The organism is Acutalibacter intestini, assembly GCF_034334985.1.
GTDB lineage: Bacteria > Bacillota > Clostridia > Oscillospirales > Acutalibacteraceae > Acutalibacter > Acutalibacter intestini.
Genome location: NZ_JAWXXL010000002.1, coordinates 252019 through 272502 on the forward strand (window position 1 = coordinate 252019; position 20484 = coordinate 272502).

The following is a 20484-nucleotide window of genomic DNA, read 5'->3' on the forward strand; positions in this document are numbered from 1 at the left end:
ACCCGCCTTTATAGTACGAAAATAATGAGGATGACCACCAGCAGGGCGTAAATAATGGCGGTCTCAATAAACACCAGGCCCAGCATCATGGTGGTACGGATCTTGCCCTCTGCTTCGGGCTGGCGGGCAATGCTCTCCGAGGCCTTGGCAGTAGCCAGGCCCATGCCCACCCCGCCGCCGGCCGCGGCAATACCCACGGCAATGGCGGCGGCCAGCGCCTTCAGGCCAATGGTGTTTCCGGCCTCCTCGGCGGCCTCTTCAGCGGCCGGGGCCTGGTCGGACCCGGCGGCTAGGGCGGGCACGCCCAGGGCGAACAGGATGGACAGCGCCAAAATAATAGCGCAGAGAATTCTTCTATGGCGAAAAAGTTTTTTCATGAGAGGATGCTTCCTTTCCAGTGAAATTTGTGAGAATATCCATGGTATAATCAAATCCAGTTTTTAGGATCTCGCCTGTCAAGGCAAGGAAATCTTTACTGTCCGCCGGCCTGGCCCTTCTTGGCCTTAGGATGGGCGGGCTCACTGACCTCGCCGTAATACAGCGCGGTCAGCATGGTGAGCACGTAGGTCTGAATAAGAGCATGCAAAAGGGTGAACAGCACCCCCACCACCACCGGCAGCACAAAGCTGAGGGTGACAAAATAATACACAAGCTCTGTCACCAGCAAACCGCTGAGCAACGCGCCAAATAGGCGGAAGCTCATGGAAATGGGCAGGGAGAATTCCTTTAGGGTTTTGCCAATGCCCTTTACCCCGTTGCCCGCCACGCCCCCGGAGAGGATGATCAGGTACGAGAGCACCCCCAGGGCAATGGCGGCGTTTACGTCTGACAAGGGCGCGGGCAGGGTAATGGCATGGCCCGCCGTGGTAGTGGCCTGAATGCCCAAGAGCTCAAACAGGGTACCCACAAAGATGTATGCCCCAACCCCAAAAATATAGGCCCCCAAAAAGCCGTTGCGATGGGGGCTGTTTGTTTTGGCCATATGGTCGAACAACCCCACCGCCTCTTCCAGCGCCAGCTGGAACTTTCCCGGCGCCAGCCGGAACCTTGGGATAACGAAGATTCGGATACACGCGGCGGCCGCCAGCAAAATGGCCGTTACGGTAAAAGCGGAGATTAACCCTGGGTTCACGGCTTTTCCGCCCAAAAAGTGGATCTGGTTGGTATTGTGCAGCACGGCGTCCCGCATAGCCTCCTGCACGCTTTCAGACCGGCTGCCGGTACCCACCGCCACCGAGCCCACAAGCAAAAGCAAAACCACCGCAAGCCACAGAACCAAACCTTTTTTGTGTTGCTTCATCGCGCACTTCCTTTCCTCCATAAAAATTATAAAATGCTTCTGACGGTGTTCGAACCCGCATTCAAAACCGGAAACCGCAGGAGCAAAAACATTTCTCGGTTGTGAATACAGGTTCTATCAACATCATGCAGATTATAGCAATTTTCATGGGCAATGTCAAGTTCGCCGGGGTAAAGGAGGACGGTGAAAAATTCACAATTTATATATATTTTGACAAAACTCCAGGGTTACCCTTTGGCAAAAAAGCGGCCCCAAGGGGCCGCTTTTTCTATGAATTTTCCTTGCTGCCATGGAACAGGTCCGCCACCTCACTAATAGTTACATAGGCGTTTTTATCAATATGTTTCACAGCGTTTTTTAGCTTTACTACCTGGAACTGATTCACCACCACATAGAGGATGGTCCTTGGCTGGTCCGAGTAAAACCCGTGGGCGTCTATCAAGGTAACGCCTGTGCCAAACTCTTCTGAAATGGATTTCGCGATCTCCTGGGGCTGGGTGGTAATAATCATGGCCGACTTAGAGCTATCCAGACCGTCCACAATAAAATCCACGGTTTTTGAGCCCGCCGCATAGGTGACAATGGAGTAAAGGGGCAGAATCCAGCTGTCCACAGCAATACCGCAGACAATGTACAAGACCACGTTATAGATCAGTACAAAGGTACCTACCGAAAGGCCCAGCCCCTTGGCAAAGATCACTGCCACTACCTCGATACCATCCATGGCTCCCCCAAACCGGATGGCCAGACCGCTGCCAATGCCGGAGATTATTCCGCCGAACAGGGCGCACAAAAACAGATCGGTGCCAGCCAAAGGCGACGCAAACCGAACATCCACAGGAAACACGTCTGTTATTAACCAGGCAAATACCGCGTACACCGACACCGTGAAAATGGCGTACACTGAAAAAACCGCCCCCTGCTTTTTTAGGCCGTAAAGGAACAGGGGCACGTTAAGCACAATGAGGAAAAAGGAGAGGGAGAGATATTCCGGGGTCAGTTGAGAGAGCAGGATGGACGTGCCGGAAATCCCGCTGTCATACAGCTGCACTGGCGCGATAAAAATGGTGACTCCAATGGCGTTCACCACCCCCGCCAGGAACAGAAAAACAAAGTTCAGGGGCTCCATCTGGCCCAGCAGGGCTGCCGTCCGGCCTCTTAACTTAACCAATTCCATGCACTTCCCTATCAGTGAGATAACTTTATTTTTAGTATACCATAATCTTCCTAAAGGCGCAAGGAGAATTTTGGCGGGAGGAAGCCGGCCACAGGCTCTTCTCCTCCCAAAAAAGAAACCCTAGAGTCTGTTTTAAAACAGGCTCTAGGGTCCGGGTTCTTTTCAGCTAGAAGCTTTTAAACTGTGAAAGTCACATCTCCCAGGCTGGGATCTACCTTTAGCAGCAAGCCCAGCTCTCCAGGCTCTGCCTGGGCGCCATTTAGATCCTGTACGCTCTCCAGGTTCCGCAGCAGTACCTGCAGGCCCGCCGCTTTGCCCTCAAAGCGCAGGGTAACCTTACCGCCCTGGTTCTTGGCGGTTACAGTGAGGAACTTCTCCCCCTTCATGTCCACCACGTCGGCCTTGGCCTCTCCCGTCAGCTGGAACAGGTGCAAGGTCAAGCCATCGCTGTAGTCGTATTCCACATCCTGGTCATTGCCTCCAAAGGGGATGATGCTGTTCTCCCGGGCCATTAGGGGCAGGCTCATAAAGTCGTGGACCTCATGCAGCCAACGGCCGCCTTCTACCACTTGGTTGCTAAGGATGTTGGTCCACTTGCCCGCGGGCAGGTAATAGTCCACATCCCCTTCTTTGCTGAACACCGGGGCCACCAGCAGTCTCTCGCCCAGCATGTACTGGCGGTCCAGGCTGTCGCAGGGAATGTCCTCCGGGAACTCCAGCAGCATGGCCCGCATCATGGGCACGCCTGTGGTATTGGTTTCTACAGCGCTGGTATACAGGTAGGGCATTAGAGAACACTTCAGGTTGGTGAACTTGCGCACCACGTCCACGGACTCTTCGTCAAACAGCCACGGCACCCGGTAAGAGCCGCCCCCGTGCAGCCGGGAATGGGTAGAGAGCAGCCCAAAGGCCGCCCAACGCTTGTACACGTCGGCGGGCGCGGTGCCCTCGAAGCCGCTGATGTCGTGGCTCCAGAAACCAAAGCCCGAGAGGCACAGGGAAAGCCCCGCCCGTAGGCTCTCGCTCATGGAGAGGTAGTTGGAGGAGCAGTCGCCGCCCCAGTGTACCGGGAACTTCTGTCCCCCGGCGGTGGCGCTGCGGGCGAACAGGCAGGCCTCGTTATGGCCCTTATACTCCTCCAAAAGCTCGAACACGCACTTGTTATACAGATAGGTGTAATAGTTGTGCATCAGCACCGGGTCGCTGCCGTCGTAGTAGACGCAGTCCGTGGGAATACGCTCGCCGAAGTCGGTCTTAAAGCAGTCTACGCCCATCTCCAGCAGAGCCCGCAGCTTTCCCTGGTACCACTTCCAGGCGGCAGGGTTGGTAAAGTCCACCAGGCCCATGCCCGCCTGCCACAGGTCCCACTGCCACACATCGCCGTTGGGGCGCTTGAGCAGGTAGCCCTGCTCCATGGCCTCCTTGAACAGCGGCGACTTCTGGCCAATATAGGAGTTGATCCACACGCAGATTTTCAGCCCCCGCTCCTTTAGGCGCTTCAGCATCCCCGGGGCGTCCTTGAACATCTTGGGGTCGAACTTAAAGTTGCACCACTCGTTTTCCGCCATCCAGTAGCAGTCAAAGTGGAACACATGCAGGGGCAGCTTCCGCTCCTCCATGCCGCCTACAAACTCATTGACCGTCTCCTCATCATAATTGGTGGTAAAAGAAGTGGAAAGCCACAAACCAAAGGTCCAGGCTGGGGGCAGGGCAGGACGGCCGGTCAGGGCGGTGTAGTTGGAAAGCACGGTCTTGGCGTCGCCTCCGCCAATAACCATAAAGTCCAGGCACTCGCCAGGCACCGAGAACTGAGCCCTGGTCACCACCTCGGAGCAGAGCTCATAGCTGACCTCCGCGCTGGAATTGACAAACACGCCATAACCCCGATTGGTCAGGTAGAAGGGGATGTTCTTGTACGCAATCTCCGAACAGGTTCCGCCGTCCTCCTGCCACATATCCACAATCTGGCCGTTCTTCACAAAGGGCGTGAAGCGCTCGCCCAGGCCGTAGATTTTCTCGCCAATGGAGAGGTCCAGCTGGGCCCGCATATAGGGGCCCTGGGGGGTGCTCATGTAACTGATCATAGCATGGCCAAACCGGTCGCCCACCCGGGTTAGGGGCTTACCCTCGTAAAAATACTGGAAGCTGGCGGGGTTCAGGGTAATTTTCAGCTGGGTTTTACCGCTGGTAACGGTAAGCCCGCCCTCCCACTCCTCCACTTCCAGGGGGAGTTCTTCCATATCCAGCTCAAACTGGGGGACCTTTTTGGCCCCGCCCATAAAATGCCAAGCCTGGGTACGGATAATGTCCGCCCGGGGGGAGCTAATAAACATTTCCAGAACAGGCCCGCCCATGCCCCGCATGTCTTGGGGATAAGGCACGCTATACAGATACAGCCGGCTGCCCTCTACCCGGGCTTCGCGAATTTGGACACAGTCATAATTATCCACGCCAGGCATGTTCAGCCAATAACCTTTGGTAAATTTCATTTTTAAGTTCCTTTCTGTTAAAAAACTTTATCGCTTTCGCTGGCAAGAACTGATTACTGACATTATACCATTCCTATTTGCAAAAAGGAAGAGAAAACAGGAAATTTCCCAATTTTTTATTTTGCTTTTGAGGCTCCGGCTGAAACGGTGGGACAAGAGAAAACTTTGCCTTTTGCCGCATCCAAAAACAACGCGTACAGGCAGATTATCCGCCCAATTTTCATATATATTTAGCGAAATCCCGCCAAACACGAAGCAAAAGGAGTGGACAGACATGTTTTTCGCCAATTTAATCGACCTTTTCTCCCATATCTTTTACCTGCTGCTCCACGTTACCGGCACGGGCAGCTTTCCCCGGGCCCTCTCCTCCAGCAGGGAAAAGGCTTGTCTAGAAGAGTTTTCCCGGGGCAGCCAGGCCGCCCGCCGGGAACTGATTGAGCACAACCTGCGGCTGGTGGCCCATATTGTAAAGAAGTACTATGTCAACGGCAACGACCAGGAGGATTTAATTTCTGTGGGCACCATTGGACTTATCAAGGCTGTGGATACTTTTGACCCTCATAAAGGGATCCGGCTTTCCAGTTATGCTTCTAAGTGTATTGAAAATGAAATCCTTATGTTCTTCCGCACTGGTAAAAAGTCCGCCCAGGATGTGTCCATTAACGAGCCTATTGACACAGACAAGGACGGCAATGCCCTGACCCTGATGGACACGATGGCCACGGATGACACGATGATCGACGACATAGACACCCGCATGAAGTCCCGCCGCCTTTACGACTACCTCCCCTCTTTAGAGCCCCGGGAGCGCAGCGTGATCTGCATGCGCTACGGCCTAGGAGGCCGCAAGCCTCTGCCCCAGCGGGAGGTGGCGGATAAACTGAAGATTTCCCGCTCTTATGTGTCCCGCATTGAGAAGCGGGCCCTGGAAAAGCTCCGGCTGCAATTTGAGCAGGAAGGGTAGACAATTCCCCCATTCTATGCTACACTGTAGACACAGTGAACACAAAAACGAAGGAATCCCCACTTTAAGGAGGATATTATGCTGGAAGAACTGAAAAAGAAAGTCTGCGACGCAAATTTGATGCTGCCCAAATATGGACTGGTAACCTTTACCTGGGGCAATGTGTCCGGCATTGACCGGGAAAAAGGGCTAATGGTTATCAAGCCCTCTGGGGTCGAGTATGACGGCATGTCTCCTGAGGACATGGTCGTAGTGGACCTCCATTCCGGAGAGCGCGTGGAGGGCAAATGGAAGCCCTCCAGCGACACGGACACCCACCTGGCCCTGTACCGGGCTTTTCCAAACGTCGGCGGCATTGTGCACACCCACAGCCGGTGGGCCACCACCTTTGCCCAGGCAGGGCTCTCTATTCCCGCTATGGGCACCACCCAGGGGGACTATTTCTACGGCGACATCCCATGTACTCGCCGTATGACCTCCTGGGAGATTGGCGGCGCCTATGAGATGGAGACCGGCTGCGTCATTGTAGAGACGTTCCGGGGTACGGACCCCATGACCATCCCCGGGGTGCTGGTACACAGCCATGGGCCCTTCGCCTGGGGTACAGACCCTGTAAACGCGGTTCACAACGCGGTGGTGATGGAAGAGGTGGCCTTTATGGATTGGCATACGAAAGTGTTGAATCCCCATGCCGGCCGGATGCAACAGGAGCTGCTGGATAAGCATTACCTGCGCAAACACGGAGAAAACGCCTATTACGGCCAGGACGCCCAACCCCAGGAAGCGAAGGAGCAAGCCCATGATTAAACTTGGCGTATGCACGGGCCTGGAGAACGCTCCTCTTTTGGCAAAGGCCGGTTTTGACTACATTGAGACTGCTCTAAATGCTCTGGCCGCCCTAAGCGAGGCGGACTTTGACCAAAGGAAACGCTCTCTGGCCCAAAGCGGCCTGTCTTGTGAAGCCGTAAACTGTATGCTGCCCGGGACCCTGGCTGTGGTAGGGCCCCAGGTAGACCGGGAACCGCTGACCAACTACCTAAAGCTGGCCTTTGCCCGGGCCCAGGCCCTGGGGGTAGAGCAGGTGGTGTTCGGTTCTGGAGGCAGCCGGGGTGTGCCGGCTGGAGCTTCCCACTGGCAGGCCTGGAAACAGCTGGCCGATTTTCTGTCTCTGGCCAGCCCCCTGGCGGCGGAACGCGGGCTGAAAATTGCCATAGAGCCCCTGTCCCGGCAGGAGTGCAACATCATTAACCACGTTTCCGAAGCCTTGGCTCTGGCCGCGCTTTTAGACCTGCCCCAAGTGGGGGTGCTGGGCGACACCTACCACATGGCCCAAAACGACGAGCCCCTAGGGGCCCTGGCTCAACCCGGCAGCCGCCTGTGGCACCTGCACATTGCCTGCCCTCAGGGCCGCGCTTTCCCCAAAGTTGGAGACCCGGCCCATCAGCGGGGAGAATATCAGAAGCTGTTCGCCATTTTAAAGGAGTCCGGCTACACCGGGCGGGTCAGCGTGGAAGGGAACAGCCAAGACTTTAATTCCGACATACAGGCCAGTTTTGCTCTTTTGGACCCGCTGCGGCGGTAATGGCCTAGAACGTCCCAAGGGAATATAAGAGGGAGACCGGATTCACCCCGGCCTCCCTTTTTATATCTACCGGCGAATGTCCCCGCCGCTATTCCCCAGGCCCCGCAGGGTCTCTAGGTCCTCCATCAGGCAGGCGTCCCCTGCAATGCTGTGCTTCAGCACGCTGGCGGCCACGGCAAAATTTACCGCCTCCTGGGGCCCCAAACAATGGAACAGCGCGTAAATCAACCCCGCCGCAAAGGCGTCGCCACCGCCCACCCGGTCCAAGATCTGGAAGGTATAGCTGGGGCTCTCCACGGTTTCACCCTCCATCCATAGGTAGGCCTTTAGGCTATTTTCGCTACTGTTAGGTGCTTCCCGCACGTGTCGGGCTATGCAGCGCAGGTTTGGGTAGCGCTCCGCAAATTTTTCAAACACCTCCGTCTGGGCCACACGGTCCGGCCGCATGGGCAGGCCGTCCTTTACATCCCCTTCTCCCAAATTTTCCGGGTCTTTCCACAGGTGATAGGGCTCTATGCCCAGTAGCACGTCCACATAGGGCAAGCACTGGGTACAAAAGTCCCGGGCCTGGTCCCAGCTCCACAGGGCTGAACGGAAGTTGCCGTCAAAGCTGACCACCAGCCCCAGTTCCTTGGCAGCGGCCAAACAGCGCAGCACAAGCTCCGCGCATCCCCTGGAAAGGGCCGGGGTAATGCCGCTTAAGTGCAGCCAGTGGTACCCGGCCAGCAGCTTTTTTACGTCCACCTGATCCAGGTCGTACTCGGCCAGGGCGCTGTGTTTTCGGTCGTACACCACCCGGCTGGCCCGGGGGCCAAAACCCGCTTCTAAATAATACGTGCCCAACCGGTGGGTAGGGGTCTCGGCTGGGGTGGAAAGAATCACCTGCCCACAGTCCACCCCATACCGCCGCAGGTGGCCTAGGGCGGCACGCCCCAGGGGGTTGCCAGGGACCACGGTGAAAAAGCTGCTATCCACTCCCCAATTTGCCAGGGCCAGGGCGATGTTTGCCTCGCTGCCGCCGTAGTGGGCCAAAAAGCCCTCTGCCCCGGCCAGCATTCCGTGGTCCGGCGGGGTCAGGCGCAGAAGAAGTTCCCCCAGGGTAATAAATTTCCCGCCCGAAAGATTCCAAAAACCCCTCATCATCTGTTCCTCCTCAGTTTTTCCGGGCGCTTTCTACAATCTCCCGGGACTCCCTGCACAGCCGGGTAATTTCCTCCCACCGGCCCTCCTCAATCAGGGAAGCCGCTACCATATAAGAGCCCCCGCAGGCCGCGATCACTGGGCTGGCCATGTACTCGGGCAAATTTTTCAGGCTGATCCCCCCTGTAGGCATTACTTGAAACTGGGGGAAAGGCGCGCTCATAGCCTGGATTTTGGCCAGCCCGCCGGACTGCTCGGCCGGGAAAAACTTAATCAGCTCCAGGCCGAACTTTAGGGCCGCGTGGTAGTCGCTGGGCGTGGTGCAGCCAGGATAAATCGGCACGCCTTTTTTCTGGGCATAAGCTACCAGCTCACTGTCAAAGCCAGGGGTAACGATAAACGCGCCCCCCGCGGCCAAAGTCTGGTCAATCTGTTCCGTGGTGGTCACAGTGCCCGCGCCCACAGTCATTTGAGGACAGGCCTCCTTCATCAGCCGGATGGCCTGCTGGGCCCCCGCCGCCCGAAAAGTAACCTCCGCCACAGGCACGTCCCCTGCGCACAGGGCTTGGGCCAGGGGCGCGGCGTCCCGCTCCGGATGGTTTAGCACAATAACAGGCACAATGCCCACCTTTGAAATCAGCTGGTCTATTTTCTTCATAGGTTTCCCTCCAAGTATTCTCTCTGTCCCCGCTGGGCAGGCTGGCGGGGTCCGCTATTGGATATGTACAGCATAACCCAGAACCCGCCCGCCGTCAAGTATTTCTTGGCGCAGTTAAAAAACCTTCCAAATTTCAGGCCCGCCCCCTTGTTCTTTTGCCTCCTTTTTGATAGAATGTACCTATCCATCTGCCCCGCACGCAGCTGCTGGGGCAAAACACAGGCATTGCCGCAGATGAAAATCAGGAGGTTCTACATGAACAAAAACTATTTTAGCACTCCCATAGACATAAAGGCTGTAGCCGTAGACGACCCGTTCTGGAGCGCCTTTCAGGAAACTGTCCGCCGGGAGGTAATTCCCTACCAGTGGGAGGCCCTGAACGACCGGGTAGAGGGCGCTGCCCCCAGCTACTGTATGCACAATTTCCGGGCCGCGGCTCAACTGATGGCAGAGAAAAAGGCCAGCCCGGGCTTTCAGGAGCCCGTCTACACAGACCGGGGCTTTGAGGCCCTGCCCCAGGACCCCGCCCATCCAGACCCGGACAAGTTTTTTGGCTATGTGTTCCAGGACACGGACTTTTCTAAATGGATTGAGGCCGTGGGCTACTCTTTAACCCAGCACCCGGACCCCCAGCTGGAAGAAACCGCAGACCAGGCCATTGATCTGGTCTGTGCCGCCCAGCACGACAGCGGATACCTGGACACCTACTATATCCTGAATGGCATGGACCGGGCCTTTACCAATCTGAAGGACCACCACGAGCTATACTGCCTGGGCCATTTGCTAGAGGGCGCGGTCGCCTATTACCAGGCCACGGGCAAGGACAAGCTGCTAAAGGCCGCCTGCCGCTTTGCGGACTATGTAGACTCCCGGTTTGGGCCAGAGCCGGAAAAATGCCAGGGCTACCCAGGCCACGAGATTGCCGAGATGGCCCTGGTGCGGCTATATGAGGCCACCGGAGAGGAAAAGTACCTGCGTCTAAGCAAATTTTTCATCGACCAACGGGGCGCCGCGCCCAACTACTTTTTGCAGGAGGACCAGGCCCGGGCCGCTTATGAGGACCAGCCTGCTCCAGAGGACAACACGGCCCCCTATGCCTATTACCAGGCCCACAAGCCTGTGCGCCAGCAGGAGGAAGCCTTGGGCCATGCGGTGCGGGCGGGATATCTCTATTCCGGGATGGCAGACGTGGCCAGACTGACCCAGGACCAGGAGCTGTTTGACGTCTGCCAAAGGCTTTGGGACGAGATTGTGGGAGAAAAGCTGTACATTACCGGCGGCATAGGCGGCACGGTCCACGGCGAAGCCTTTTCTTACCCCTTTGACCTGCCCAACGACACCGCCTATTCCGAGACCTGCGCCGCCATTTCCCTGGCCTTTTTTGCCCGGCGGATGCTGGAAATTCAGCCAAAAGCGGAGTATGCCGACGTGATGGAGCTGGCCATGTACAATACCGCTCTGGCCGGTATGGCCCTGGACGGCAAAAGCTTCTTCTACGTAAATCCCCTGGAAGTGAACCCCGCCGCCTGCAAAGCAGACGCCCGGCTGCGCCATGTGAAGCCCCAGCGGCAAAAGTGGTTTGGCTGCGCCTGCTGCCCGCCCAACATTGCCCGGCTGGTCACTTCCGCAGCCCAGTACGCTTTTACCGAGAATAAGGACACCCTGTTCACCCACCTGTACATGGGGGGCGAGATTTCCAAGCAGGTGGGCGGCGCCCAGTTGCGCCTAAGCCTGGAAAGCCATCTCCCCTGGCAGGGCAAGGCTGCCATGACAGTCCATACGGCAGAGCCCCTTCCGTGCACCCTGGCTTTTCGGGTTCCGGGCTGGTGCCAGAATCCCAGCATTACCGGTCCCCAGGCCATGGAGCGGGTGGAAAAGGACGGATACGTGTACTTTACCGGCGTCTGGCAGGACGGAGACAGGGTCTGCCTGGACTTCCCTATGGAGGTGCGCCTGAACGCTGCCAATTCCCGGGTGCGGGAGGACCTGGGCCAGGTGGCAATTACCCGGGGGCCCATCTGCTATTGCCTGGAGCAGGCTGACAACGGTGAAAACCTGCATTTGTGCAGAGTAGACGCTGGCCAAATTGATAAAGCAGAACTGGAACCAGTCACTATTGGCGGACAGGAGATGACCTCTATCCATGTGCCTGGTTTCCGTCAAGATCCGCCCGCCCTGGGCGCCCCCCTGTATAACCGCTACACACCGGCAGCGGAACGCCCTGTTTGCCTAAAGTACATCCCCTACTACGCCTGGGCCAACCGGGGGTTGGGCGAGATGCGGGTTTGGGTACGGGTATAGGAACCATATAAAGAGGAGGCCCCTTATGCAAATCCCCATTGATTATCTGGAGCGCGTTTACGCCGGCTGGTATGGCAAAATTATTGGCGTCCGCCACGGCTCCAACGTGGAAGGATGGACCTATGAGAAGATTGCCGAGACCTACGGAGAGATAAACGGCTACCTGTTCCACTTTAAAAATTTCGCGGCGGATGACGATACCAACGGGCCTATCTTCTTTATTCGGGCCCTGGAGGACTACGCTTGCGGCGAAAACATCACCCCAAAGAATATGGGCGAGACCGTGCTAAACTATGTGCCCCTGGACCACAGTTTCTTTTGGCTGGGAGGCTACGGCGTCTCCACTGAGCACACCGCCCTGCTGAATCTGCTCCACGGCATTGACGCCCCCCTTTCCGGCTCGGTGGAGCTAAACGGAGCCGCTGTGGCCGAGCAGATCGGCGGGCAGATCTTCATTGATACCTGGGGCCTGGTGAACCCCTGCGACTACCGCCGGGCTGCCCGGTACGCCGCCAAAATGGCCTCGGTCACCCACGGGGGCAACGGCATATATGGGGGCATGTTTGTGGCCGCCTGCGTTAGCGCGGCCTTTGTCGAAAAAGACGTGCAGAATATTATTAAGGCCGGGCTCTCGGTCATTCCCCCAGACTGCGAGTACGCCCGCATGGCCCAGGCGGTGCGGGCCTTTTACGCCGCCCACCCAGAGGACTGGCGGCAATGCTTTGCCTATGTGCAGGAGAACTTTGGCTACCACCGCTACCCCGGGGCCTGCCATATCATTCCCAACGCCGCCGTGGTACTGCTCTCCCTTCTCTACGGAAATGGGGACTTCTCTCGATCCATTAACATCTGCAATATGTGCGGCTGGGATACAGACTGTAATGTAGCCAACGTTGGCTGTATCCTGGGTGTGGCCGTAGGGCTGGAGGGCATCCACCGGTCCTGGCGAGAGCCTATCAACGACTTTCTGGCCTGCTCCAGCGTATTGGGATGCATGAACCTTCGGGACGTGGCCAACGACGCCCTATACCTGGCCTCTCTTGGCTACCGCCTGGCGGGGGAGCCCTATCCCGAAGCCCTGCGTCCCTTCTTAGAGGGCAGTGCGCCCCGGTTCTCTTTTGTGTTGCCGGAGAGTACCCACAGCTTCCGCACAGCAGGCTGTGACTGCGCATATGAAAATATTGCCGATACCACTGCCCTGGGGGGCCGCTGCCTACGGGCCTGGGTGCAGGCCTCCCCCACTCCCCGGCGGCTGTACAGGCAAACCTATTACCAGGCCCAGGACTTCAGCGACGACCGCTATTCCCCGGCCTTTACCCCAGAGGTGTTTCCCGGCCAGCGGGTGGTGCTTCGGGTGAAAACCCAGAGCCCTATAACCCTGCGGGCCTATGCCTATGACCTGTACTCCCAAAGCCACATTTACGGCGAAAGCGTCCAGGCAGCGGGCTGGACCACCCTGACCCTGGACCTGCCCTCTTCGGACGGGTGCATTGGTCAGGTGGGCCTGGAGCTGCCTGCTGGAGAAGCCGCCGTGGTGGATCTTGACAGCCTGGACTACCAGGGCGGCCCAGACTATGTGCTGGACTTCTCTAAGGCGGGGCTGGAGCGCTGGACTACTTTCCACACCGAGCTAAGCCAGACCTCCACCTCCCAAGGCATTTGGAGTATTGAGAACGGCGCGGCCGTTGGCAGCTGCGCAGACCACGGGGAACTGTTTACCGGGGGCCGGGACTTTGCCGGTTACAGCGTTACGGTGGACGTTCGGCCCATGCTGGGCCGAACCCACCTGGCGCTTATCCGGGCCCAGGGGAACCTGCGGAGCTATATGGCAGGCTTTCAAGACCAGCGGCTGGTCATCATCAAAAACCAGAGAGAGCCCAAGGTTTTGGCCAGCATGGAATTCCCTTGGGAAAATGGCAGACCCTACCAGCTGACGGTAGAGGCCAAAGGCAACCGCATCTCCCTGGCGGTAGACGGCCAGCCCTGCTTGTGGACAGAGGACCAGGATCAGCCTTATCTGACAGGCTGTTATGGGTTCTCGGTGCAAAAGGGCAGCCGCTGCAAAATAGAGCGGTTCACGGTTCAAAGTTGCTAAGCTGAACTGTCCCCCACCCGTTTTTCCGCTTCCTCACAGAAGGCCAGCTGGTAAAAATGAGAGACCATTCCCTAAAAACTTCGTGAAAGGTTCTTAGGGGAACTTCTTTTACAAAATTCTTCCAAATGGGGTAAAAGCAAGCGTCTGCCAGAAAACCGCCAATCAGCCGATTACTTGGCGGAGTCCAAGGAATGGGAATTCCAATCCAGTGGGGTCCGGCTAATTTTACCGGCAGACAAGACCCTTTGAAAACACAATGCCCCAGGACTTTACTGGCGGAACCCCTTCTACCAATATAAAAAGAGAACCAGCTGCCAGCTGGTTCTCTTTTTATATTTCCTTCAGTAGGCAATCTCCATCCACTGCCCTACCTTAGCAGATTTCATAGCGGTCTCGATCACCGCCAGAGTATTGTGGCCGTCTATACCTGTAACAATCGGCCGCCGCGCCTCTACAATAGATGCGATGAACTCATCGATGACCCCGCTTTTCAGCTGGCGGTGATTGGTACTAATATCTCCCACCGTGTACTTGACCTGAGTGCCGTCCCGCATTTCCAGGACAATATCGTCCGCATAGTCGCCGAAGATCTTCATCACACCTTTACTGCCATAAATGGTGCTTCCGTTGTCCTCCGCCCCATAATTGGTCCAGCTAAAATGCATAATGCCCGGCAGGCCGTTCTCCATATTAAACAGGCAGACCGCGTTGTCCTCCAGCTCAATGTACCCGCCTGTCTCGTCTCGCTTATCCAAAGTGGTCAGGGTGGTGAACACGTTTCTGATCTCCGAGTCTGTCAAAAAACGGATAAGGTCAATCTTGTGGGCCCCCAGGTCGCCCATTACGCCGAAATTGGCCTGATCTTTCTTGAAAAACCAGGTGTGGTTTCCCGCGTCTATGCTCCAGCTCTCAGGGCCGGCGTGCTTAAAATTGCACTGGAAAAACAGTAGGTCCCCAATGGCCCCTTGGTGCAGCAGCTCGTGGGCCTTTAGGTGGGCGCGGATAAGCCTTTGGTTATGGCCCAGCATCAGGGTTTTTCCCGAACGCTTTTCCGCCTCCAGCATCCGCCGGGACTCCTCTAAGCTTAAAGCCATCGGCTTTTCGCACAGTACATGCTTGCCGGCCTCCAGCGCCCGGATAGAGGCCTGGGCATGGGTCACGTTGGGTGAACAAACGCTAACCGCGTTCACGGTCTCATCTGCAAAGACCTCTTCCATGCTTTCATAGGCCCTGCCGCCATACTGCCGGCAAAGCTCCTGGGCCCGCTGGCGGTCCGTATCAAACACTCCGGCGATTTCCGCGTTGGGGTTCGCCGCGTACTCTGGCAAATGGCGGCGCTGTCCAATGGCCCCGCCGCCGATTACCGCCACACGAACAATGGGTTTCATACTATTTTCCTCCTTACCGCATCGTGAACTACTGCCTCTGGTCCGGCCTTTACAGCCGCAATCCCATTTCTTCCGCCAGCCCCTTTAAGTAGCGGGTGGCCTCTATATAATCCTCTTCCTCAGTCATATGCTCCAGCATCAGGCAGGTACGCTCCGGCAGGTTAGAGACGCATTCCAGGTAGGTCCGGTAGTCCAGCCCCCCGGTGCCTGGGCGGCACTCGTCCAGGTGGACGGTGAGCTTGCCCGAGAGGGTGATGTCCTTGGCGTGGCAGCTGCGGATATGCCCGCCCAGCTTCTGGAACCAGTCCCGAATCACCTCTCCGTTGCGGTAGTAGCGCCCGGGGCTGTTGATAATATTCACAATGTCCAGGTGTACCCCAAAGCCCGACCGGTCGATGGCCTTCATCAGCTCCAGGTAAGACTCCGGCGTGTCCGGATACATCCAGGGCATGGGTTCTAAGGAGTAACAGGTGCTCTGGGGATTCACCCGGTCGATAATCTTCTGGGTGGTGGCCACAATCTCATCAAAAGCCTTTTGGGTAAAGTTGTCCGGGTGGGGGCCGTCCCACTGCTGGCTGTAGCTGCCCGCTATGTTCACGCAGCAGTTTGCTCCCACGTACTCCGCCAGCTCCAGCTGGTGCACGGCTTTTTCTATGGCGGCCTCCCGCTGGGCCTTGTCTGGGGACAGGGTGTTGTTCCACACCCCAATCTCACAGATCACCAAGTCCGCCTCTTTGGCGGCGTCCCGATAGCCGTCGATTTCTTTTTGAGACGCGGTGTAGTCCACAGGAAAGTACACCGCCGAATACCCAGCCTCTTTTGCCGCCTGGGCCCACTCCCCTGGGGAGCGCCAGGGCTTAAAAATAATTCCGCCAAACCGCATAGCAGTTCCTCCTCAGCGCACGGGCTTGATGTTTAAGTTTACGCCCAGCCGGTCCTCGCTGTCCACAATGGTCCAGCTGCTGCCAGGATAGACGCCCAGGGTACGGTTTACATCGTAGCCGTTGGCGGCCAGAGACTCTATTACGGCGTCCCGGTCGCCACCCACCTCAAAGCCGATGTGGTGCACACCGTTGCCGTGCTTCTCCAGGAATTCCTGGAAGGAACTCTCGCCCCCGGCGGGCTGGTGCAGCTCAATGACGAAGTTGCCCATGTCAATATTACACACCTTCAGGTCACAGCTGACGGGCTTGCCCCGGTAGGTATAATTTTCATTGCCTTCCAAGTGGCTGTCCCGGACCTCCGGCACGTCAATGCCCAGGAGGTTGGCCCAGTCCTTGGCGGCGGACTCAATGTCTTTTACAATAATGTTGATTTGGATAAAGCCTTCTTTTTTTACGGGTGTATTCATAGTGAGGTTCCTCTCTATTGTTTTGTTTGGGGTGATACGGGCCCGCCCCCATGGGTGCGGGGGGATGCTATAAGAGGTCCATGGAGCTTCCGCAGCCCCACACCCCGCGCCAGCGCTGTGGCGGGCGCTGGACCCCCCAATGTATGCCAGCCGCAGCTGGCTCGGCTTACGTGTCCCGCCGAGGAAGCGCACAGCTTTGCGCGGTTCCGCGAAGTGGATGCAGCGTTTACGTTGTCTAGCCTTTTACGCTGCCCATCACCAGGCCGGTGGTAAAGTACTTTTGCAGGAAGGGATACACGCACAGCACCGGCACCATGGCCAGGAACATCTGGGCCGCGTTGGTAGTGCGGGCGTTTACCAGATTCAGGTAGGTGCCCATTTCCGCGCTGATATTGGTTACATTGCGGAAGAAGGCCTCTGGGTTGATGACCACGGTCTGTAAGTAGGTCTGCAAGGGGTAGCGGGTAGTAGAATTCATATAGATCATGCCGTCAAACCAGCTGTTCCAGTGGTACACAAAGGAAAACAGCGTTACCGTGGCCAGGGTGGGGGTGCATACCGGCAGAATCACCCGTACCAGGGTAGAAACATGCCCCGCCCCGTCAATATAGGCGGCTTCCTCCAGTTCCTTGGGCAGGCTGCGCATATAGTTCATAACCACCAGCATGTTAAAAACATTGACCGCGCCGGGCAAAATCAGGGCAAGAAGGCTGTCCATCAGACCCGTCCACTGGACCACCAGGTAATTGGGGATCAGTCCGCCGTTAAACAAAATCGTGATGACAAAGAACCAGGAGAACACGTTCCGCGCCCGGAACTCCCTGGTAGATTTAGAGAGCGGATAGGCGGTTAAAACAATAAGAACAATGTTCAGGGCCACGCCCAGCAAAGTGCGCTGCACGGAAATGCCCAAAGAGGTGATAAACTGGCTATTGGTAAGGATGAACGAATAGGCTGCGGTGTTAAAATCCACTGGCCAAAAAGTCACTTGGTTGGCAGCCACAGCCACCTTGCTGGAAAAAGACATAGCCAACAGGTTGACCATGGGCAAAATGCAAACCAGCGCCATAACGGTAAGCAGCAGATAGTCAAAGACCATAAAGACCTTCCGGGAGGGCGACGCTTTTGATTTCATAATTTTTTCCTCCCTTAGAATATCCGGTAGCCGGCAAAACGGTCGGCCATCCAGTAGGATGCGGTTACAAAGATCAGGGACACGCCGGACTTAAACAGGCCCGCGGCAGTAGAAAGGGCAAACTGGGTGCGCTCAATGCCCAGGCGGTACACAAAGGTATCCAGAATATCTCCGGTAGAGTACACAGCGGGGCTGTAGAGGTTATAGATCTGGTCAAAGCCGCCGTTGAGAATGTCCGCCATGCTTAACACAGTCATCAGCACAATGGTGCTAAGAATGCCGGGCAGAGTGATGTGCCAGGTCTGCTTCCAGCGGTTCGCGCCGTCGATGGAGGCGGACTCATACAGCGCCGGGTCCACACCGGTCAGGGCGGCCAGGTAGATAACGGACTTAAAGCCAAAGTTTTTCCACACGTCCGTAACCACCATGGTAATGGGGAACCAGAAGGAATCCCCCAAGAAGAAGGGCGCCTTTGCCCCAAAAGCCTGGAAAGCCCGGCCCACAATGCCGCTGCTGGGGGAAAGGATGTCTACAAAGATACCCGAGAGGATAATCCAGGAGAGGAAGTTGGGCAGGTACACCATGGTCTGGTAGGTGCGCTTTAGGCCAGAGCGGCTTACCTCGTTCAACAGCAGAGAAAAGGTGACGGGCACCACAATGTTGCCAATCATCTTGGCTAAAGAGATAACAATTGTATTGCGGATAACCGGCCAGAAATTGGGCATAGAAAACAGGTTTTGAAAGTTCTTCAGCCCCACCCATTCCGAGCCAAACAGGCCGTTGGCTGGGTTGAACTTTTGAAAAGCGATCACGGTTCCCACCATGCCGCCATAAGAATAGATGGCCACCAGAACGACGGCCGGAACCAGCATAATATAAAGGGGCAGCTCCCGCAAAAACTTGTCGGTACGCCGCTGCGGTTTTGGCGCGGCTTTCGCGCCCTGTGTGGATTTGCTGCTCACTTTTTGTTCACCACCTTGGTATATTGGGATACATATTTGACCTGATAAATTACGAAATGAGCTTTGGAGCTAGGTTCTAAAAGAGGCCCGCGGCCTTTCTCCCCTATTTTAGCCAACAGGCCCGAAGCAAATTTCTTCGCTCCGGGCCTATTGACTCATCAGTAATTAGGAGTAAATTAGGAGATTAGCGTAATCATTGGGCCGGATAGAGCTTCTCCAGCTCGTCCAGAGTCTCCTGACCGCCGGCGTTCAGCCACTCGGTCACAAACTGGTCAAAGTGGTCTACAGGCTTTGTACCGGTAATAATATCGATGAACTCCTGCAAAACCATGTCGCCCAGCACAGAAGAGTTCTGCACCCAGATGTCGGGAATATCGTTGGCCATAATGTTGACCACTTCCTCCCCGGCCGCCTGATGGGCCAGGTCAATGGGCATAGAGCCATACTGGCTGATCTGCCCCCAGGTGCCGTAGGCATTGGTGTCGTCCTTCATGGGGCCGTCGCCATAGCCAAAGCCAGAGGAGTAGTTATAGTACTGCAAGGCGGTGCCGCCCAGGTCGCCGGGATCGCCCTTTTCCAGGGCAGCCAGAACCTGCTCGGAGAACAGCTCGGTGGGGATGCCAATAAAGATGGGGCAGAAACGGTACTGCTCGTCGGCCCAGTAAGTTTGGAAGTCCTCTTCACTGCCGCTGATGGCGGTCTTTTCGTACAGATTCAAGATCTTGATCAGTGCCTCGGGATGCTCACATTTAGAGCTAATCATAAAGAAGTCAAAGGTCTGGTTGCTTAGAATACCCAGTTGAGGCTTTGTGCCCTCTACAGTAGGGATCTTATAGGGACGGGTAATGGTACCGTCGGCCTGGTAGGTCAGGTTGAAGGGATGCCAGTCGCCCCAGCAAGCATGATACATCATGCCAATTTTGCCCGTGGCCACGTCAGTTTCCATGCTAGCCACGTCTTTTACCACAAACTCGGGGTCAAACACTCCCGCGTCATACAGCTCTTTAGCCACAGTCAGGGCATCTTTACAGGCGGGGTCCAAATAGGAGTTGGTAATCTTTCCGTCCTCGCCCCGGTAGAAGATACCCGTTTTCTGGAAAGCGGGCACACCATAAGCCGCAAACAGGCCACACAGGGTGCCATAGTTGTTTTGCAGCACATCGCCGGCCAAACCCAAGCCAAAGGTGTCGCCGTCCACGCCGTTGCCATCCGGGTCGCCGGTGGTGAACAGCTTAGCCAGCTCTACCATCTCCTCCACTGTAGTGGGGGGCTGGGAATTGGTGTTCTCCAGCCAGTCGTCTCGAATCCATAGGTTGAAAGCCTGGTGGAAGTTATCCGTCATATAGGGATAGCCAAACATTCTGCCGTCAAAAGAAATCCCCTTAAAGCAGTCTGGGAACTGCTCCTGATAGGCTTTCACCGCATCGGTGGCATACTGCTCGTACACGTCGGTAATGTCCATTAGGTAGCCGGCGTCGTGGGCCTGCTTCAGGTAAGTGTGGTCCCCGTGGCGGAACACGTCCGGCAGGTCGCCAGAGGCCAGCAGGGTGTTCAGCTTATTATTATACGCGTCGGTACTAATATCGGCGGTAAAAGCGATCTCTATGTCGATATTCAGCTCTTCCTTAATTTTGCGGGTCCATACGTTGTCCTCAAAGGTGTCGCCGTCTTTAAACTGCTGCACCGCAGAGGACTGCATGCCCACGGTAATGGTGACGGGCTCCGCATAGGGGGTCAGGGGGCCGTCCTCGGTATTTCCGGTCTGGGAAGATTCGGGGGTAGAGGCGTCGCCGCCAGAGGTCTCGGCCGTAGAGGACGAGCTCTTATCGGCAGTGGAGCCGCTGCTGCCGGTGTCGCCGCCGCAGGCGGTCAGGCTAAACACTAGGCACAGGGCCAGCAGCAGGGTAAGAACACGCTTGCTTAGGTTGGTTTTCATTCTCTT

Annotated in this window: 17 protein-coding genes; 5 read left to right on the top strand and 12 right to left on the bottom strand. The window is 56.5% G+C overall.

All coding sequences use genetic code 11. From position 1 onward, the window contains the following. Positions 1-8: 8 nt before the first annotated feature. The 4 genes from atpE to yicI form a co-directional block, all read right to left on the bottom strand. Entirely contained in the window at positions 9-377 is a 369-nt protein-coding gene (gene atpE, locus U8U68_RS22610; protein ID WP_322199512.1) for an ATP synthase F0 subunit C, read from the bottom strand. Positions 378-472: 95 nt separating this feature from the next. Further along, positions 473-1300, bottom strand: coding sequence for a F0F1 ATP synthase subunit A (locus U8U68_RS03780; RefSeq protein ID WP_322199513.1), 828 nt, complete (start codon positions 1298-1300; stop codon positions 473-475). 268 nt (positions 1301-1568) lie between these two features. Further along, a complete protein-coding gene (locus U8U68_RS03785; protein WP_322199514.1) occupies positions 1569-2471 on the bottom strand; it encodes a YitT family protein in 903 nt (300 codons plus the stop codon). 182 nt (positions 2472-2653) lie between these two features. After that, on the bottom strand, positions 2654-4966 hold the full coding sequence (yicI, locus tag U8U68_RS03790; protein WP_322199515.1) for an alpha-xylosidase: 2313 nt from the start codon (positions 4964-4966) through the stop codon (positions 2654-2656). A gap of 274 nt (positions 4967-5240) precedes the next feature. On the opposite strand from yicI, the gene sigK reads away from it, so the two are divergent. From sigK to U8U68_RS03805, 3 genes are all read left to right on the top strand, one after another. After that, positions 5241-5930, top strand: a complete 690-nt coding sequence (gene sigK / locus U8U68_RS03795; protein ID WP_322199516.1) for an RNA polymerase sporulation sigma factor SigK — start codon at positions 5241-5243, stop codon at positions 5928-5930. A 78-nt stretch (positions 5931-6008) separates the two neighbouring features. Beyond that, positions 6009-6737, top strand: a complete 729-nt coding sequence (gene araD / locus U8U68_RS03800; protein WP_322199517.1) for an L-ribulose-5-phosphate 4-epimerase — start codon at positions 6009-6011, stop codon at positions 6735-6737. Beyond that, positions 6730-7512 carry a sugar phosphate isomerase/epimerase family protein gene (locus tag U8U68_RS03805; RefSeq protein WP_322199518.1) on the top strand — a complete coding sequence of 261 codons (783 nt, stop codon included), beginning with the start codon at positions 6730-6732 and terminating at the stop codon, positions 7510-7512. The genes araD and U8U68_RS03805 overlap by 8 nt, the downstream gene beginning before the upstream one ends. 66 nt (positions 7513-7578) lie before the next feature. Here U8U68_RS03805 and U8U68_RS03810 read toward each other — a convergent pair whose 3' ends face one another. Together U8U68_RS03810 and eda are read right to left on the bottom strand one after the other, a co-directional pair. Beyond that, on the bottom strand, positions 7579-8655 hold the full coding sequence (locus U8U68_RS03810) for a sugar kinase (RefSeq protein ID WP_322199519.1): 1077 nt from the start codon (positions 8653-8655) through the stop codon (positions 7579-7581). 10 nt (positions 8656-8665) lie between these two features. Continuing rightward, on the bottom strand, positions 8666-9310 hold the full coding sequence (gene eda / locus U8U68_RS03815; protein ID WP_322199520.1) for a bifunctional 4-hydroxy-2-oxoglutarate aldolase/2-dehydro-3-deoxy-phosphogluconate aldolase: 645 nt from the start codon (positions 9308-9310) through the stop codon (positions 8666-8668). Between the two features lie 255 nt (positions 9311-9565). On the opposite strand from eda, the gene U8U68_RS03820 reads away from it, so the two are divergent. Continuing rightward, entirely contained in the window at positions 9566-11611 is a 2046-nt protein-coding gene (locus U8U68_RS03820; protein WP_322199521.1) for a glycoside hydrolase family 127 protein, read from the top strand. A 25-nt stretch (positions 11612-11636) separates the two neighbouring features. After that, positions 11637-13706, top strand: coding sequence for an ADP-ribosylglycohydrolase family protein (locus U8U68_RS03825; protein WP_322199522.1), 2070 nt, complete (start codon positions 11637-11639; stop codon positions 13704-13706). 341 nt (positions 13707-14047) lie between these two features. Here the strand turns inward: U8U68_RS03825 and U8U68_RS03830 are convergent, their stop codons facing one another. The 6 genes from U8U68_RS03830 to U8U68_RS03855 all read right to left on the bottom strand — a co-directional run bounded on the left by U8U68_RS03830 (position 14048) and on the right by U8U68_RS03855 (position 20478). Continuing rightward, entirely contained in the window at positions 14048-15094 is a 1047-nt protein-coding gene (locus U8U68_RS03830; protein ID WP_322199523.1) for a Gfo/Idh/MocA family protein, read from the bottom strand. A gap of 49 nt (positions 15095-15143) precedes the next feature. Beyond that, positions 15144-15977: a sugar phosphate isomerase/epimerase family protein gene (locus U8U68_RS03835; protein ID WP_322199524.1), complete on the bottom strand. Its 834-nt coding sequence runs from the start codon at positions 15975-15977 to the stop codon at positions 15144-15146. A 12-nt stretch (positions 15978-15989) separates the two neighbouring features. Further along, entirely contained in the window at positions 15990-16445 is a 456-nt protein-coding gene (locus U8U68_RS03840) for a VOC family protein (RefSeq protein WP_322199525.1), read from the bottom strand. 235 nt (positions 16446-16680) lie between these two features. Next, positions 16681-17580 (bottom strand): carbohydrate ABC transporter permease, encoded by a 900-nt coding sequence (locus U8U68_RS03845; protein ID WP_322199526.1) that lies wholly within the window; start codon positions 17578-17580, stop codon positions 16681-16683. Between the two features lie 14 nt (positions 17581-17594). Next, on the bottom strand, positions 17595-18542 hold the full coding sequence (locus tag U8U68_RS03850; RefSeq protein WP_367575782.1) for an ABC transporter permease: 948 nt from the start codon (positions 18540-18542) through the stop codon (positions 17595-17597). Positions 18543-18735: 193 nt separating this feature from the next. Beyond that, on the bottom strand, positions 18736-20478 hold the full coding sequence (locus tag U8U68_RS03855) for an extracellular solute-binding protein (RefSeq protein ID WP_322199527.1): 1743 nt from the start codon (positions 20476-20478) through the stop codon (positions 18736-18738). Positions 20479-20484: the final 6 nt, after the last annotated feature.